Origin of the sequence: Paraburkholderia sp. UCT70 (assembly GCF_050434085.1) — a bacterium.
GTDB classification, from domain to species: domain Bacteria; phylum Pseudomonadota; class Gammaproteobacteria; order Burkholderiales; family Burkholderiaceae; genus Paraburkholderia; species Paraburkholderia tuberum.
The window spans coordinates 2,593,159-2,610,033 of sequence record NZ_JBNPVZ010000002.1 but is presented as its reverse complement, the minus strand read 5'-3'; the positions used below and the strand labels follow the sequence as shown (position 1 = coordinate 2,610,033).

Genomic DNA, 16,875 nt, shown 5'->3' with positions numbered 1-16,875 from the left:
ACACGCAACGTGTAAATTTCTGTTACGGTCCAGAGTCAGCCGGCGCACTCGTCGCGCCGGCGCCGTATCGCCCATTCGAGGACGCTTCATGCTGGGATTTGACGTCGGCGCGGCCAGGAAAGTCTGGACCGCGTCTCTGCTCGCGCTGCTATTTTTCCTCATCTATATCGCGTCGACGACGGTGCTCGTCGTCGTGTTCGCGGTGTTTTTCAGCTATCTGATCTACCCGATGGTGGTGCTGGTCGAACGCGTGAGGCCGCGCCGCATGCCGCGCGTCGTGTCGATCGCGGTCGTGTTCGTCGTCGTGGTCGCGCTGCTCGCGGTGGTTGGCTCACTGTTCGGCGTGGAATTGCAGGATCAGGCGACGCGCCTCTTCACGCAGCTGCCCGCGCTGCTGCGCACCGATGTGCCGAACCGTTTTCCGCTTCCGCATTTTCTCGAACCGCTGCGCGAGCGGATCGTCGATTTCGTGCGCAGCCAGATCGAGACCGGTTCCGACAAGGCCGTGCCGTTGGCGCGCAGCCTTGGGCTCGGCGTCGTCCACGCGGCGAGCAACCTGATCTACCTGGTGCTGATTCCGATCCTGAGCTTCCTGCTGATCAAGGACGGCGAACGGATGCGCGACGCGTTTCTGGCGTTGCTGAACAGCCGGCATCGCGTGCTGTGGAACGAGATCGTCGACGATCTGAACGTGCTGCTGTCGAAGTACGTGCGCGCGCTGCTGTTTCTGTCGCTCGCCACGCTATTTAGCTACGGCGTCGTGTTCTCGCTGCTCGGCGTGCCGTACGCGTTTCTGCTCGCGGTCAGCGCCGGGCTGCTCGAATTCGTGCCGTTCGCGGGGCCGCTTGCCGCGGTCGCGATCACGCTCGTGGTCGCCGTGTTCAGCGGCTATCCGCACCTGTTGTGGCTCGTGATTTTTATCGGGCTGTACCGGCTGTTCCAGGACTACGTGCTCAATCCGTATCTGATGAGCGAAGGCGTCGAGGTCAGTCCGTTTCTGGTGATCGTCGGACTGCTCGCGGGCGATCAGCTTGGCGGCGTCGCTGGGATTTTTCTCGCGGTGGCCCGTCATCGCGACGCTAAAAATCGTGATCGGCCGGGCGCGCGTGTTTTACTCGGCGTCGCACGGGCAGGGCGAGGCCGCGCGGCGCGCGCTGACGGGCAGCGCCGACGATGAGGCGTAACGCGCGGCGCGCAGTTGGCGCAGCGACACTGCGCGCTGCCTGGCATCGCTAACCTTCTTCAGCGATGTGAGCTTCGATGCCGGCGCGAGGCATCGTCGCGCCAGCGGCGCTGGCCGCCGCCACTTCGCGCGGCACGCCCTTCACGCGCGAGACCCACAGCACCGCCGCGCATGCGACCGCCACCGCCGCCCAGCCGACGGTTCCATACCCGGCGATGCGGCCATCAGCCGACGTGCTCAGCATCAAGCCGCCGAGCCACGCGCCAGTGCCGGTGCCGAGCGCCTGCAGCGCGCTGTTCGCGCTCAGGAACGCACCGCGTCGCGCGGGCTCGGGGACCGTGGTCAGCAGTGCCTGCATCGGCACCATGCGGCCGTTCATCAACACGAGGAAGCACGGGAAGAACAGCACGAGCGCGTAGAACGGCAGGTTCGGCAGATGCGTGATGAACAGCACCGGCACGAACGACAGCAGCGCCGCGCAGCGGAACACGCGCTGCGTGCCGAAGCGGTCGGCGAATCTGCCGACGAGGCGCGACGTGAAGAAGGTCGCCGCGCCGCCGGCCATGTACAGCCACGACAGCTGTCGCGGCGCGACGCCGTGATTGGCGACCAGCATCGGCGCAATGAACGGGATCACCAGCATGTGCGCGATCATCATCATGAACGTCAGCGCGAACGCGTTCAGATGGCTTCGGTTGCTCAGCAGGCGCCACAGCTCGGGCAGTACTTCCGCGAGCGGCGGCTGCCGGCGGCTCAGATGCGCGGCCAGCGACGGCACCTGTTGCGAGGCCGCGAACCACACCAGCAGCGACAACGCGACCAGCAGGAAGAACGGCGCCGCCCAGCCGAACTGCGCGCCGAGCATCACGCCGGCCGGCACGCCGGCGATCGCCGCGAGCGAGAACGCGGTCATGATCGTGCCGGTCGCGGCGCCGCGCCGTTGCAGCGGGATCACGTCGCCGACGATCGCCATGATCACGGAGCCGAGCACGCCGCCCGTGATGCCCGCGAACGCGCGCGCGGCGAGCAGCAGCGCGAAGCTCGACGCGAGCGCGCACGCGAGGTTCGACAGCGCGAACAGCGCGTAAATGGTGAGCAGCAGACGGCGCCGGTCGAATCGGTCGATATAGGTCGCCGCGAACAGGCCCGACAGCCCCGAGCACCACGAATACGCGGATACGGCCGTCGCGAACGCGGCCGGCGCTGGTCCGGGAACCATAAATCTTTAACTTGGGCAGGAGATAAGTGCCGATTCTTCCTTTTTGTGCCGTGCTTTCTAAGGGGTTGAGACACGCACGCTCCAGAAAAGCACGTATTCTTTTTGAAAGGTACATTACACAGTTCGACTTGTGCGAAAACCGTGTCTACAAGGGGGACTTGGCGCAGCGGCGCACTTGCCCGGTTGTCCGTTATGGTGCGTATGGGCAGTCGACGCCACGGAAACAAGGGGCGGATCAAGGGAGTCTCTGTTTGCGATCGGTCTTTGGTGCGACGACGGAGCATCATCCGGCCGTTAGTCGGCCACAGCTGACATTCGTGCGTTGACGCTAGCATGCCTGCTTACGGCTGCTCACCGGTCGTTCGCCTAGTAGCAGCGACGAACGACCGCTACCGACTTCAACGAACGCGTACTGTCGTTCAGGGTTATTCGACGCCTGCCCATACGCACAGGACCGTGCGGCACTTGCGGGGAGGCGTCGAATACGCCTCAAAGGGATTGGCGAAGTGGGCGCGTCACGCCTCGCGCTCCGCGCCGGCTGAGATTGAAGCGGTGGACCAACTTACCGCGCAACTGATGGTCGCTGCCGGAAAGCGAAAGCCATGATAGGGTGATCTGTTTGCCTTTATGCGGGCATATTACCGTGTTGCGCACTGAAATTGAGAATGCCAGTCGGGGCGATCGGTCACCGTCGAGGCCCGCGGTGGTCAGGCGGTTGCGTGTCGAATGCAACGTCGCAGCCGATCGTGTCGGACCGTCCGGCATGCTTTGACTGTCCGCTCAGGACTGGCCTGCGCCATGACGACGCGTGATGTAATCACCGCAAACAGCTAGTATTTTTTTCACGTCGGCTTTGCGATAGTCAAGACGGGTCAGGGCCAGGATCATTTGAATTAAACTGGCTTCGTCCTCGAACGGCGGTAATCCGAGAAACTGTTCAGCCACCTCGACCGAAAGCCGCGACAAGTCAGAGCGTTCCCGGGCACCGCAATTGCCACCGTTAGCGGAGAGCCAAAGCAGTACAGATTCGCAGACATGCGCTGTTTCAAGCCATTGCCCAGTTCTGGCTCGCGCGATGAGTTGGACGACCACCAGATACCCTAGCAGTTCAGTTCGAGCTTCATCGTCCAGATTGTAGTGCAAGAGGTGCATTTCCATCGCGCGGGTTCCTGTCGCGCCCCTTCGATCAAGCCTTCGACAGCCGGACGGAGTTATCAAACCGATAATTTAACCTGCTTTTGCCCTGCACAACAGGAGATCTGGACCCTGATGTAATGAGTTCGCAAAGCATTGTCGCGTTTTGACGGGACTCCTGAGCGGTATCGAAGCCGCCAGGAACCTTGCGCATGTGGCAGCCTCTGCATGAAAGCGGCATGCTACTCATGTCCGGACCTGTAACCATAGCCCGGTGTGGTCTGGTCGGGATCAGTCACCAGAAAACCCTCCGCCATAGCTGCTCTTCTCTAGCTGCCTCTCCTCTCGGGCAAGGTTTCCGCGAGTACTCGGATTCATTCGGATCCTTAACGGCAATTATCCATCGTCAGGCATCGAGCGGCACAACGTTGTCGGTCGAAGAGAGGCCTCAAGTCATCGCGGCGTCGCTTGAGTGTACCTGCAGAGCCGAGCCACGGCCGCAGCCGTCCGGCTCTGCGCGCGAGATTCGATCGGTGTTCGGACAAAACGGGGGCGAGAATGAAGGACGAGAAAGCCGTTCAGTTGCTATTAAACGAGGAACGGCAGTACCACCGGCAGATTGTGGCCAAACCGCTCAAGCGAGCTAAACGCTTTGGGTGTCTGGTGACCTTTGCGAAGACGCCCGAGTGCAACTTCGTTTATTTAACCGCATACGCGATACGCGCGCTCAGGGCGCGACCGAAATAAAAAATTCATCCAGACGCTTCGCGGAGAACCCAAGGGTCACGCAGCGGGAGGCCTCGATGAATAGCCTGGATCTTGACGTTTGCGCTCCTTGACTTGCCTGTGCACCGAACTATCACTAATTACTGCGGAAGACAGGAGACGGAGATGCCCGCATGGGCTGCTACATCGCCTTCCCTCGCCGGCAGGCTCGCAGCACAGTATGTGCGCATGTCTACCGAGTTCCAGCAGTACTCGACCGAGAACCAGAAGCGGATCATCGCAGAGTTCGCGGTCGCGCAGGGGCTAACTGTCGTAGCAACTTACGAAGACGCCGGAAAAAGCGGTGTGTCGTTAAAAGGGCGGCAGGCTCTCGTCCAACTGCTTCGGGATGTACAGTCGCCCAGCCGTACCTTCAGCGTTGTACTGGTGTACGACGTTAGCCGGTGGGGACGCTTTCAGGACGTCGATGAGAGCGCGCACTATGAGTACGTCTGCCGCCAGGCAGGTGTGCAGGTTGTGTACTGCGCGGAACTGTTTGGCTGGGATGGCAGTCCGGCGGCGGCGTTAATGAAAGCGCTCAAGCGGGCAATGGCGGGCGAATACAGCCGTGAACTCTCCCGAAAGGTTTTTATCGGCCAATGCCGACTTGCCGAGCGAGGCTTCTGGCAGGGAGCAACTCCCGGATATGGACTGCAACGGGTCCTGGTCGCGTCGGACGGAACCGTTAAAGGTGCCCTGCGCCCGAGGGAACACAAAAACATCAAGACAGACAGAGTTATCGTGACGCCCGGTGAGGCTCATGAAGTGGCGCTCGTTCTGCGCATCTACGACTGGTACATACGTCAAGGACTCGGATGCAACAGAATTGCGGAGAGACTGAATGCGTTCGGCATCTGCAACGCGTATGGCCGCCCCTGGAATCCCCAGCTTATTACCAGCATTCTGAGCGGCGAAAAATACATCGGAAATAATCTCTACGCCCGGACGTCAAGTAAACTCGATGCCAACTGGCAAAGGAATCCCGCGTCGGAATGGACTCGTTCGGTGGGCGCTTTTCCGCCTCTCGTCGACCGTGGTACGTTCGAAACAGCCGAGCAGATCCGGACGCAGAGGACAAGAAATCTCAGTGATGAGGAGATTCTGAAAAAGCTTCGCGACTTCGTGTGTTCCGCCGAGGTCGTCAGCGCGAGAGAAATCGACCGGACCCCGTCGATGCCGGCAGAAAAGACCTATTGCAGGCGATTCGGCAGCTTGAATATTGCCTATGAGCGCGTCGGATATGAGCCACGTTACTATCGCCCAGGCCCTAAGGCCTTTCATGCGTCTCGAACTGCCTTGCAACGCTGCATTGAAAGGACGACTGATGCGCTGGTGGCACAAGGCCATCGTGTGGAAATCTCCGTGGACGGAAGCACCATCCGGATAGGTGACGAACTGGTCATCAGATTCACCGTTCGCCTGATACTTCAGTACGACCGTCGCAGCCCGCGCTGGCGAGCGCGGTGGCCGACCTACTGCTCCCCCGACCTTCTAGTCGTATTGCGGCTGGACTCCGCACTTGAAACCCCGCTCGACTTCTATGTGTTCCCGCGGGGCAGTCTGGCACCCGGCTACGACTTCTCAATGTCCATCCGAAGCGGAAGTAGCGGGCCTTTCGAGATGTTCCGCTATCCGGACGAAAGCATTCTGCTTGAGCTGGCAGCGCGGTCTCACATGGAGGCATACGATGGCAGGCAATCCTCTGATTCCAATCACAGATATTCCGGTCCAGCAGATTCGGGTGCTGAATCCGCGGACCCGTAGCAAGCGTCAAAAGCAGGCGATGACGGAAAGCATCGCGGCGGTGGGATTGAAAAAGCCCATTACGGTGAGCCGTAGGCCATGCTCAGACGATATCGCTCAGTTTGACCTGGTTTGCGGTCAGGGACGACTCGAGGCGGTGCAGGCCCTCGGCCATGACATCATTCCTGCACATGTTGTTGACAGGGCCGAAGATGAGTGCCTCGTCATGTCGCTGGTTGAAAACGTTGCGAGACGAAACCATACTACCCTGGAACTACTCAGGGACATTCAAAGCCTACGCAAGGGAGGATACCCAGACGGCATTGTCGCGGACAAAGTTGGCCTGTCCGTTGCGTATCTGGAAAACCTGATGTTTCTCCTCGACCACGGCGAAGAACGACTCATAAACGCTGTCGAAGCCGGCACTATGCCCATTGCTATCGCCATGCACATTGCACGCTCCAACGACGCTGAGGTCCAGGCCGCGTTGCTGGAAGCGTATGAGGATGGAACATTAAAGGGCCCCCAGCTCGCAGTTGTCCGCAGGCTGTTGAGCCGACGCATGAGGTCGGGTGGAAAGGCTCCGCCTGTTTTCTCGGGGCCGACCGCTGCCCATCGTCGGGAACTGGCTCCAGAGCAACTACGTCGTCTCTATATGCGAGAAAGTGACCGTCAGAGGGTCCTCGCAAAAAGGGTTGAGTTGACCCATGCACGACTGCTATTCATTGTTCATGCGATGCGGCAGTTAATGCGTGACGAAGGATTCATCAAGCTGCTGGAGCAAGAGGGCCTCACGAGTCTTCCCCGAATTCTGGACCAACGTATCCGCGCCGAGGGGCAGTCATGAACAAGCTGCCAGCGAAACCCCTGAAGGTCGCATTTGAGAGCCAGCCGGTCGTGCTACAGCTGAACGCGCTCGAGTCGTCAAGGCCGCTCCCGCACACCGCTACGTCGAGCATAAAATTCCTGCAGATTCTCGCCTCCGTCGCGACTGTTGGTCTCGTTGAACCCCTGATTGTGGTGCGAGTCGAAGATACCGATGACAGATTTCGCATCCTCGATGGGAGACTGCGGATAGAGGCTCTGCGCCGCCTGGGGATGAACGAAGCCTTGTGCCTCATTGCGACAGACGATGAGGCGTACACATACAACAAACACATCAGCCGGCTGACATCGGCGCAGGACGCACGCATGATTGCAAAGGCAATCGAGCACGGTGTACCACGCGAACGGATAGCGTCAGTACTAGGCATTGAGGTCAATACGGTGAAGCGCAGGGCAAGCCTTCTTGATGGAATATCGGATGGGGCCGCTGCGCTACTTGCGGACAAGGCCTGTCCAGCGACAACCTTCAAGGCGCTGAAGTTGATGAAGCCGCCGCGGCAAATGGAGGCCGTCGAACTTATGTGCGGGCAGGGAAACTTCACGTCGGCCTTTGCGCGAGCAATTGTCGCCGCCACTCCGCCGGAGCAGCTCGAGTGCGGAGCTGGCGTTCGTGGGAAACGGGGCAAGGAAGTCGCAGAGCAGCTCGTCCGTCTTGAGCGTGAACTGGCTACGCTTCAGACGACCGTGGCACAAACCGACGAACGATATGGTATTGAGCACCTACATCTCACCGTTTCCGCTGCTTACGTTGCCACGCTCCTCAGGAACGAGCGTCTTGCCCGTTGGTTAAAGGACCATCATCCTGACTTTGCGACGCAATTTGAGACCATCAGCCAGGAAGCGAGGGATGCACGGTCTGCATCGGATTCTAGCGGGCCAAGGTCAAAGAATTTTCGTCGGATCGGGGAAAAGCTGCCCAGCACTGCGTCACCTGGATAACGTGCTTCGCGCAGCAACGTTGTCGTCGGCATTTACTGGTTGATGCGTCCACGGAATGCTGCATCGCAAAAGCCCCGCAATCGTGAACCATAAAATCGGGGGCTCAATTTGACCACACAGTCGCCGGTCGCGACTGTCCGAACGAGTGAGACTATCTCTCTTTCGAACGAGAGAAGGTGTACCGACGCATTGCCCGCACTCAATTAATTGTTGCAAAGGGTCACAGCTTACGGGCGACCATTCCGGTACTGCGATCTCAAAAAAACAATCAAGGGATTTTACTTCGACAGATGCAGCTTCTTCGATAGCACGATACCCCGCTGCGGGCTCACCAGCCAGATGGCGCGAATGTTCGTGTACAGCGTCGAGGTTCTTGTTGTGATGTCTGTGGGCTCGTCGTTGCTGGGATCGCTATGTTCGCGTCGGTCGGTCAGGTAAGGCGGCGCCATGCTACACATCAGCACAATCGCGAAGTCTCCATTCGCTTCGTCGAACGCCGCCTGCGAGAGTGTCACGCGTCCGTGAACCCTGGTTTTGCTCCGTTTGCCGGACTTGAGTTCAATCAGATCGATGTGTTGGATGTATCCCTTGGCCTTCGCCTCAGGCGCCACCACAAGCCCTCGACCGCGTGGTCCGGTTATGGTCTTCTTGAGCAGGATCACTCCCGGATTGTCATCCTCGGATAGATCTACGTTTACCGTCAACAGGTGCGTCTTTGACTGATATCGTATTCCGTAGGGCGCCGGTACGACGAAAGCCAGGTCGCGGTCGAGACTGGCTTTCGGCAAGTCGAGATCGCGTGGCGCCTTAAGGACAGGGACGTGGATCAGGTTTCTGATGCGATCGCTCAACGAAGGCGAGTTGGCATCGAAGCTCTGCTCCGCCAAGGCGTCTCTGATGGCAACCGGGTCGTCGCCCACGAAAGGCCGAGTCGACAGGACATCTGCAGAGGCAGATATTTCAGGCTCGGTCGCATGGGTAACCGTGGCTGGGTCTGCCGACGTCCCGGCGTGCGTCAGCAGCGACATGCAAAACAGGGCGCAAGCCGCGTTCGAACGGACCAACATGGTTTTAAGATCAGCCACGACAAACCCCTCCAGGATCAAGGTAGTCTATCGCAAAGCCTTGCACGGTCAACGCGACCGCGCGACAGCGGCCGTAGGCACCCGCTTGATTCGTTCTTCGTCAGCTCAGCAAACCCAACGGCGGCAAAGGCCGAGAACTTCCCGGCCAAGACGGTTGCTCGAATGGCTGTTCCACTTTGGAAGCTGCCGCAACGATCGCGTCGGGTCGAAGGGCAGATGTGGGTCCAGGCTGTGTAAAAACGCGAATCGACGTGGCTCGACGACTTCGCGGCGTCGATCACCCCGGCGGTCGGTCAAACTCCCCCGGGTATGGTCACTTCAAATTCCCCCACCTGACGACCGTCGGCTGAGCCACTAAAGCTGCCGGGAGAGGTGTTGCAGGACGTCTATCTTCGTCTCCTTCGAACAAGAAGGAGTTCAGGGAGTGAACGTCTTGAAGCCGCACCTGCAAAGCACCGTATTCACACTACTAGAGCGTAACAAGAGCCAGCGCCAGATCCAGCGGCTCACGGGCATCGACCGCAAGACGATCCGTCGCTATCAGGCGATCTTCGAGTCCGAGAAGTCCGCTTCGGCAAACTCCCCCACGGCGACCACCGGCTCTGAAACCGCTGAACCGCAAACTCCCCCACCGTCGCGACCACCGGCAACCGCCGATTCCAGCGCGGCCACAACGTTCAATTTCGCCCGCTCGGCAAGCGAACCACACCGCGAATGGATCGAGCAGCAGGTCCGCCTGAGGCGCAACGCGCAGGCGATCTATCAGGATCTGGCCGATCAGTTCGCATTCACCGCGAGCTACGAGAGCGTCAAGCGTTTCGTGCGCGCCTTGCGCCACATTGATCCCGAGCAGTTCGACCGTCTCGCGTTCGCCCCCGGCGAAGAAGCCCAGGTCGACTATGGCGAAGGCGCACTGACCCGCGATCCGAAGACCGGCCGCTACCGACGCCCGCGGTTGTTCGTGATGACCCTGCGGTATTCGCGGCGCAGTTTCCGGCGCGTGGTCTGGAAGTCCAGCAAGCAGGTCTGGGCCCAGCTTCACGAAGAAGCCTTCCGCTACTTCGGCGGCGCTGTCAGTTATGTCGTCCTGGACAATCTCCGGGAGGGCGTCATCACGCCCGATCTATACGAACCCGAGATCAACCGGCTCTATGAGGCGATGCTCGAGCATTACGGCGTCGTCGCCGACCCTGCCCGAGTGCGCGACCCGAATCGAAAGGGGACCGTCGAGAACGCCATTCAACATACGCAGGGCACCGCGCTCGCCGGCCGCCGTTTCGAGTCGCTCGAAGCCCAGAACGAATTCCTGATGCACTGGGAGGCGAACTGGGCGGCCAAACGCATTCATGGCAGCACCCGGCGACAGGTTGAGGCCATGTTCCAGGAGGAGAGGCCGCATCTGCGGGCGTTGCCGACCACCGGCTTTCGCTACTTCATGGAGGTCGTGCGTACCGTCTGGGACGACACCACTGTCAACATCGATCGCAGCAACTATGCGGCACGACCCGCACCGATCGGTAGTCTCGTTTCAGTGCGGATCTACGATTCCACCATCGAGATTCGCGATCGCCGTACGCAGGCCTTGCTGCGCACCCATCCTCGCGCCCTGCAGGCCGGTTCGCTTGAACTGCCCGAAGACGAACGCCCGTTCAATCCGTCCCGCCAGAGCGCCTTCCTGCTCGCGAGCGCTGGCGACATCGGGCCGCAAACAAAGGCGCTTTGCCAACACATGTTCGACAGCGAAGGTCGCGTCGGCCATCGCGCCATGTGGGGCATCGTCGGTCTGGCGAAGAAGTATCCCGCCCGGCTCGTTGAACAGGCCTGCGACCACGCACTACGTCATCACGTCTACCGGTACAAACAGGTGCGCGCGATCGTCGAGCAGCTGTTCGAACAGGCACTCGAGCGTCTCGATCAGGCACCGCAACTCGAACTGCCTCTCACGCAGGACCACCCGCTGATCCGTCCTGCCGCCGAATACGGCGAACTCTTTACCCTCGGTGCGCAGCACGGCGCCGAACCTCAACCTCCGACGGGAGAAACGCAGGCATGACCATGACATTACCGGAAATCGAACGGGCCCTCGGACAGCTTCGTCTGTCCGGCGTACGCGACACACTTGAAACGCGCGTGCTGCAGGCCCAAGGCTCCCAGCAGCCGTTCCTTGAAACCTTCGCACTGATCCTGCAGGACGAACTGGATCGCCGCCAGTCCCGGCTCATCGAACGCCGCTACAAGCTCTCCGGCCTCGAAGACAAACTCACGCTCGCCGAATTCGACTGGGGCTTCAATCCCAAAGTGCCTCGCCAGACCTGCTTCCAGCTACACACGCTGAAGTTCATCGCGGCCGGCGACAACGCGCTGATCATCGGCAAACCTGGCACCGGCAAATCGCACGTTGCGAAGGCCGTCGCCTACCAGGCCGTCCTGCAAGGCCACAAGGTTCAGTATCTTGAGACCGACGACTTCTTTAACCGGTACGCGCTGAGCCCGACTGCCCAGCGCGAAGCCCGGCTGCGAGCCATCCTCGAAAGCGATCTGCTCGTGCTGGACGACCTGTTCCTGTCGCGTACGATCCCCGACGCCGCTGGCGCGCTGCTGCAAACACTGATCCATCAACGCTACAAACTGCATCGCAGCGTTGTCGTCACATCCAACCGCGTTGTGCAGGATTGGGGCGCATACCTGGGCGACAACACGATGAGCACCACGATCCTCGACCGGCTCATGCATCACTGCCACCTGCTCGAGTTCGATGGTCGCAGCTATCGCCTTAAAGAGGCCGCTGAAACGCTTGCGAGAAAAACGAAAACCAGCTAAATAAAACCCTTAGTCCTGCTGCATGCGTATTCCACACCAAACCGAACACCAATTCCACGGCGAACCGAGCACGGATTCCACAGCAAGCCGAGCGTCGATTCCACGGCAAATCGAGCAGGGATTCCGCGACTGCCCGAGCGCGATTTCCACGCGTAACCGAGCGGTAAGCTGGAGGGACGGCAACGCGGGATAACCATGGCACGCTTGACGATTTTGTCGAGCGAGCGAATGTCGAATAAAAGGTTATCCATGCGTCAAATCAAGGAAGTGCTACGCCTGCGCTTTGTGTGCCAGCGTAGCCAGCGTGAGATCGCGACGACGATAGGCGCATCGAGCGCGACGGTCTGGGACTATCTGGATCGCGTACGGCGCGCACAACTGGACTTCGAGAAGGCGATGACGATGGAGGAGACAGCGTTGGATGCGCTGCTATTCCCGCCGCCGCCGTCGTCAAGCCGGACACGGCCGATGCCCAATTGGCCGATGGTACATCGTGAGCTCGGCAGGAAAGGCGTGACGCTTGACCTGCTATGGAACGAGTACAAAGCGCAGGAGCCCGAAGGCTACGGCTACAGCTGGTTCTGCAAGTATTACGAGCGATGGGCGGCAGCGTTGCCGGTCACGCTTCGCCAGACGCACACGCCCGGGGAGAAGCTGTTCATCGACTATTCGGGTAACAGGTTGGGCATCGTCGATCCGCACACCGGCGAGATCCGTGAAGCAGAGGTATTCGTCGCGACGCTCGGCGCATCAAACTACACCTACGCCGAAGTCACCTGGACCCAGCAGCTTGAGGACTGGATTGGCTCGCATGTGCGCGCCTTGAACTTCATTGGCGGTTGTCCCGAGATCCTGGTCCCCGACAACCTGAGGTCCGGCGTGCACAAAGCCGACTTCTACGATCCGGTTCTGAACCGGACCTATGGAGAGATGGCCGCGCATTATTCCGTGGCGATCATCCCAGCCCGCAAACGTCGGCCCCGTGATAAAGCGAAGGTCGAGCAGTCGGTGCTCCTGGCGCAGCGCTGGATTCTGGCACGGCTGCGCAACCAGCGGCTGTTCAGCCTCGACGAAGCCAACCGCGCGATCGCGGCACTCCTCGTTGAACTGAACAACAGGCCGTTCAAGAAACTGCCCGGTTGCCGCCGCAGCGCCTTCGAGGAACTTGATCGTCCGGCACTTCGTCCGCTGCCAGACAGACCCTACCAGTATGCGCAGTGGAAGGTTGCTCGCGTCGGCATTGATTACCATGTCGAGCTCGACGAACACTTTTACTCCGTCTCATACAGCCACGCCCGCGAGCAGGTGGAGGTGCGCCACACGAAGACGACCGTCGAGATCTTCCTGCGCGGTCAGCGCATTGCCGCGCACGCGAAGAGCGAGCGCCGCGGCCATCACACCACGATCGCCGCCCACATGCCGGCGAATCATCGGGCAGCGACCACCGAGTGGAATCCGCAGCGGCTGATCAACTGGGCCATGGAGATCGGCCCGCACACCGCCGCAGTCATCGAACACCTGCTTGGCGGTCGCCAGCATCCACAGCAGGCTTACCGCGCCTGTCTGGGCGTGCTGCGCATGGGCAAGGACTATGGCCATGCGCGACTGGAAGCCGCCTGCCAGCGTGCCATTGATCTTAAAGCGCCGAGCTATCGGTTCATCGCCTCGACGCTGAAGAACGGTCTGGAGAACAGGGCCGACACGGCCGCCGCCCAGACCGAATTGCCGCTCGCGCATGCCAACGTGCGTGGACCGTCTTACTACCACTGAAAGGAGATCATGACATGCTGCATCATCCAACTGTCGAGCGGCTGCACGAGTTGCGCCTGTTCGGCATGGCCGCCGCGCTGGCCGACCAGCAATCCCAGAGCAGCATCGACCAGCTCGGCTTCGAGGAGCGCCTGGGGCTGCTCGTCGAACGGGAAGCAAGCGAACGTCAGTCGCGCCTGCTCACGGCGCGGCTACGCCGCGCGAAGCTGCGTTTCCCGGACGCGGTGCCCGAAGACATCAACTACCGCGAGCCCCGTGGACTGGATCGTGCGCTGCTCGCCCGGGTGCTCACTGGCGAATGGGTACGGGCGCACCAGAACATCATTCTGGTCGCACCAACCGGGCTCGGTAAAAGCTGGCTTGCATGCGCGCTGGTCAACCAGGCGTGTCGCCAGGGCTTCTCGGCCTGCTATCTGCGCATGCCGAAGTTCAACGAGGAGATGGCCATCGCGCACGGCAGTGGGGGCTACGCAAAGCTGCTGGCACAGTTGGCCAAGACCGACATCCTCGTCATGGATGACCTGGCCATGGCACCGCTGTCAGATGCGGCGCGGCGCGATCTGCTGGAGGTGCTCGACGACCGGCACGGCCGGCGCTCGGTGATCGTCACCAGCCAGATTCCAGTCGACAGCTGGCATGCTGCCATCGGAGATCCGACGCTCGCTGATGCAATTCTCGACCGGCTGGTTCACAACGCGCATCGCTTCACGCTCTCAGGCGAATCGATGCGCAAGCGCCGAAATAGTTTGACCGCCGAAGGCGGGAAGGAGTAAAAAAACTCACCCCGCGTCGCCATGTCCGCAGCGCTCGCTTTGTTGTGGAATGCCTGCTCGGTTTCGCGTGGAATGCTTGCTCGCTTTGCCGCAGAATGGCCGCTCGATTTGCGTGGAATATGCATGCTGCACAGGGTGGGGGAATTTGCGCGACCATAAGTGGGGGAGTTTCAACTGACCGTCCGGGGTCGATCACGGCCATTGGCGGCTGTTTTAACCCGCTGCGTGGTTGGAGGACGTTCAGGCCGGTCAGAATGCGAAGATTCGCCGACGAGCCCAGAAGCTCTCCGGTTCGCCGCGGTGCAGCCTGTTTGATGTAAGGCCTCTCCTCAGGCCCTCATCTTTTGCATTAGCGCCGCAGTGCCTAAGATCGCCATGACGCGCTTGAGATTGTATGCGAGCACATGCAGACTCATTTCGGTGCTGACATGCTCGCGTGTCTTCATCAGGAAGTGCGCCGCGCCCATCCAGAACTTGAGCGTGCCAAACGGATGCTCCACGGTCTGACGGCGTATGCGCATCATCTCCGGCTTCTGGTGGAGTCGCTGCTGCATCGCTTCGACTACGCCCTCATGCTCCCACCGCTTTATCCGGCGGGCCTGCTTTCCGGATGTGCATTGCTTTCTGATTGCGCAGGTAGCACAAGCCGAACTTGAGTAGCAATGCAGCGTCATACCGTGTTCGATGTTTGTGAAACGCCAGGTGAGCCGCTGTTGCGCTGGGCAACGGTACTCATCATCTTCGGCAACGTAGACAAAGTCCTGCTTGCCGAAGTACCCATCTGCTTTACTGCCCGACGTCAGTGGTTTGGGATCGAAGGCCGTAATACCCGCCTCGTCGCATTGCAGGATTTCCTCGCCCTTGAAGTAACCTCGGTCAGCAACAACGGTCAGATTATCGATGCCGGTAGCGGCTCGCGCCTGCCCGGCCATGTTCGTCAGCTGGTTACAATCATTGCCAAGATTGGTGACCTCATGTGCCACGATCAGATGCGACGTGGCATCAACAGCTGTCTGAACGTTGTAGCCAACCATCCCCGTTCCCCGACCGCTGGTGGCCATGGAGCGCGCGTCCGGATCAGTCAACGAGACCTGTCCATCGGGTGAGTCGCGCAGTCGCTGCTCCATTGCCTTGAGGTCTTGCATCTGCTGCCTGAGCTTCTTGATCTTTTCGCTGATGCGGCTCGTCTTCGCCTCGGCGACATCGGATTGTGTCCGGTCCGCTGTTTCCATCGCCGCAAGGTAACGCGCGATGCTCTCATCAATCTGCTGCATGCGTGCCCGGACCTTACCACTCGTGAAGTTGCGATCACGATTGTTGACGGCTTTGAACTTGCTGCCGTCAATGGCCACAATCGACTTTGTGAACAGGTCCAGGTTACGGCACAACACGATGAATTGCCGGCATACATTGCGGATCGCTTTGCCATTGTCACGGCGAAAGTCGGCAATGGTCTTGAAATCCGGTGAAAGGCGGCCTGTTAGCCACATGAGCTCAATGTTGCGTTGAGTCTCACGCTCCAAACGCCGACTCGACTGAATGCGGTTCAGGTACCCATAGATATAAATCTTGAGCAGTACGGACGGATGATATGAGGGGCGCCCCGTCGTTGCGGGAGCGGTTCCGTCAAAGCCGAGCTCATGAAGATCAAGCTCATCGACAAAGATCTCGACTACGCGCACTGGATTGTCGTCGGACACATAGTCCTCAAGATACTCGGGCAGCAAGACAGCTTGCTTACGGTCTTTGCCTTCAACGAATCGCTTCATGTGCCCGTCCGACCTGAATGCGTTACTTCAGTTTAGGCGATCAGCGTGCGTTTTCACACAAGCTGGGTCGCGTGCTGCCGATCGCCGCCGTCCAAGGTCGAACACGATATGCGATCCGCATGAGGCATCACTCAGCCAATTTCGGCCGATCGACGAGGCCGTATAGATCCGCGATAATTGGCCCACACTCTGCGGGAGAACTCATGTTCGATCACGTCAAATTCGGAGTCAGTGACTATGCAGCGAGCAAAGCGTTCTTCCTCAAGGCACTCGAACCGCTCGGCGTAGCTGTTGTCTCGGAGGGGCCGCCGACGTACGGTGTCGAGCTTAGCCTGCCGGGAGATAAGACTTCATTGTGCCTGTACCAAACCGAGGAGAAGCCGGCGCAACTTCATCTGGCCTTCATGGCGGAGAATCGCCAGCAAGTGGACGCTTTCTATCGCGCGGCTCTGGAAGCGGGTGGCAAAGATAATGGTGCGCCTGGTTTGCGCCCGCACTACCACGCGAACTACTATGCGGCTTTTGTCATTGGTCCGGACGGGCACAACATCGAAGCGGTTTGCCACCAACCCGAGGCCTAACCCTTCGATCGAGCGGACTCGTGAGGTATGGGATTGAGCCTCTTTCGAGTGTCCGTTATCGAGAAAATCGAATGTCGCTTGAGGGTCGATCAGCGACGCTCGCAACGCGCACCTTGCGCGCTTGGCGTACGAAAAATCCCTTTCTTGACGGCACCCCGAATCGTCAGTTTTCCCTGCTGCTGGTCCGGCGCGTCGGCGGTCTGCCATAA

Annotated in this window: 13 protein-coding genes and 2 pseudogenes; 10 read left to right on the top strand and 5 right to left on the bottom strand. The window is 60.0% G+C overall.

Features of this window, described 5'->3' with window-relative positions:
- Nucleotides 1-88: 88 nt before the first annotated feature.
- A pseudogene (locus OKW41_RS14295) lies at nucleotides 89-1,184 on the top strand (AI-2E family transporter).
- A 48-nt stretch (nucleotides 1,185-1,232) separates the two neighbouring features.
- Here the strand turns inward: OKW41_RS14295 and OKW41_RS14290 are convergent.
- The 3 genes and pseudogenes from OKW41_RS14290 to OKW41_RS14280 all read right to left on the bottom strand — a co-directional run bounded on the left by OKW41_RS14290 (nucleotide 1,233) and on the right by OKW41_RS14280 (nucleotide 3,560).
- Nucleotides 1,233-2,402, bottom strand: a complete 1,170-nt coding sequence (locus tag OKW41_RS14290) for an MFS transporter (RefSeq protein ID WP_429572921.1) — start codon at nucleotides 2,400-2,402, stop codon at nucleotides 1,233-1,235.
- Between the two features lie 531 nt (nucleotides 2,403-2,933).
- Nucleotides 2,934-3,031 (bottom strand): annotated as a pseudogene (locus OKW41_RS14285) (IS6 family transposase); the annotation flags it as partial.
- Between the two features lie 151 nt (nucleotides 3,032-3,182).
- Entirely contained in the window at nucleotides 3,183-3,560 is a 378-nt protein-coding gene (locus OKW41_RS14280; protein WP_429572920.1) for a hypothetical protein, read from the bottom strand.
- A gap of 534 nt (nucleotides 3,561-4,094) precedes the next feature.
- Here OKW41_RS14280 and OKW41_RS14275 point away from each other — a divergent pair.
- The 4 genes from OKW41_RS14275 to OKW41_RS14260 all read left to right on the top strand — a co-directional run bounded on the left by OKW41_RS14275 (nucleotide 4,095) and on the right by OKW41_RS14260 (nucleotide 7,868).
- A complete protein-coding gene (locus tag OKW41_RS14275) occupies nucleotides 4,095-4,283 on the top strand; it encodes a hypothetical protein (RefSeq protein ID WP_429572919.1) in 189 nt (62 codons plus the stop codon).
- A gap of 144 nt (nucleotides 4,284-4,427) precedes the next feature.
- Complete coding sequence (locus OKW41_RS14270; protein WP_429572918.1) at nucleotides 4,428-6,065, top strand: recombinase family protein; 1,638 nt, start codon at nucleotides 4,428-4,430, stop codon at nucleotides 6,063-6,065.
- Entirely contained in the window at nucleotides 5,989-6,891 is a 903-nt protein-coding gene (locus OKW41_RS14265) for a plasmid partitioning protein RepB C-terminal domain-containing protein (protein ID WP_429572917.1), read from the top strand. Before OKW41_RS14270 ends, OKW41_RS14265 begins: the two co-directional genes overlap by 77 nt.
- Nucleotides 6,888-7,868 carry a plasmid partitioning protein RepB C-terminal domain-containing protein gene (locus tag OKW41_RS14260; protein ID WP_429572916.1) on the top strand — a complete coding sequence of 327 codons (981 nt, stop codon included), beginning with the start codon at nucleotides 6,888-6,890 and terminating at the stop codon, nucleotides 7,866-7,868. The genes OKW41_RS14265 and OKW41_RS14260 overlap by 4 nt, the downstream gene beginning before the upstream one ends.
- A 278-nt stretch (nucleotides 7,869-8,146) precedes the next feature.
- Here the strand turns inward: OKW41_RS14260 and OKW41_RS14255 are convergent, their stop codons facing one another.
- Nucleotides 8,147-8,935 (bottom strand): hypothetical protein, encoded by a 789-nt coding sequence (locus OKW41_RS14255; protein WP_429573417.1) that lies wholly within the window; start codon nucleotides 8,933-8,935, stop codon nucleotides 8,147-8,149.
- 406 nt (nucleotides 8,936-9,341) lie between these two features.
- Here OKW41_RS14255 and istA (OKW41_RS14250) point away from each other — a divergent pair, with 406 nt between their 5' ends.
- The 4 genes from istA (OKW41_RS14250) (at nucleotide 9,342) to istB (OKW41_RS14235) (ending at nucleotide 14,316) form a co-directional block, all read left to right on the top strand.
- The gene (istA, locus tag OKW41_RS14250) at nucleotides 9,342-11,006 is read left to right on the top strand and encodes an IS21 family transposase (RefSeq protein WP_429573416.1); all 1,665 of its coding nucleotides are present in this window, start codon (nucleotides 9,342-9,344) and stop codon (nucleotides 11,004-11,006) included.
- Nucleotides 11,003-11,773, top strand: coding sequence for an IS21-like element helper ATPase IstB (gene istB / locus OKW41_RS14245; protein ID WP_187639674.1), 771 nt, complete (start codon nucleotides 11,003-11,005; stop codon nucleotides 11,771-11,773). The genes istA (OKW41_RS14250) and istB (OKW41_RS14245) overlap by 4 nt, the downstream gene beginning before the upstream one ends.
- A gap of 228 nt (nucleotides 11,774-12,001) precedes the next feature.
- Nucleotides 12,002-13,543, top strand: a complete 1,542-nt coding sequence (gene istA / locus OKW41_RS14240; protein WP_429571339.1) for an IS21 family transposase — start codon at nucleotides 12,002-12,004, stop codon at nucleotides 13,541-13,543.
- 14 nt (nucleotides 13,544-13,557) lie between these two features.
- Entirely contained in the window at nucleotides 13,558-14,316 is a 759-nt protein-coding gene (gene istB, locus OKW41_RS14235) for an IS21-like element helper ATPase IstB (protein WP_429571338.1), read from the top strand.
- 329 nt (nucleotides 14,317-14,645) lie between these two features.
- Here istB (OKW41_RS14235) and OKW41_RS14230 read toward each other — a convergent pair whose 3' ends face one another.
- Nucleotides 14,646-16,085, bottom strand: a complete 1,440-nt coding sequence (locus tag OKW41_RS14230) for an IS1182 family transposase (RefSeq protein ID WP_429572915.1) — start codon at nucleotides 16,083-16,085, stop codon at nucleotides 14,646-14,648.
- Between the two features lie 203 nt (nucleotides 16,086-16,288).
- Between OKW41_RS14230 and OKW41_RS14225 the strand changes: the two genes are divergently transcribed.
- Nucleotides 16,289-16,666, top strand: coding sequence for a VOC family protein (locus OKW41_RS14225; RefSeq protein ID WP_429572914.1), 378 nt, complete (start codon nucleotides 16,289-16,291; stop codon nucleotides 16,664-16,666).
- Nucleotides 16,667-16,875 lie beyond the last annotated feature (209 nt).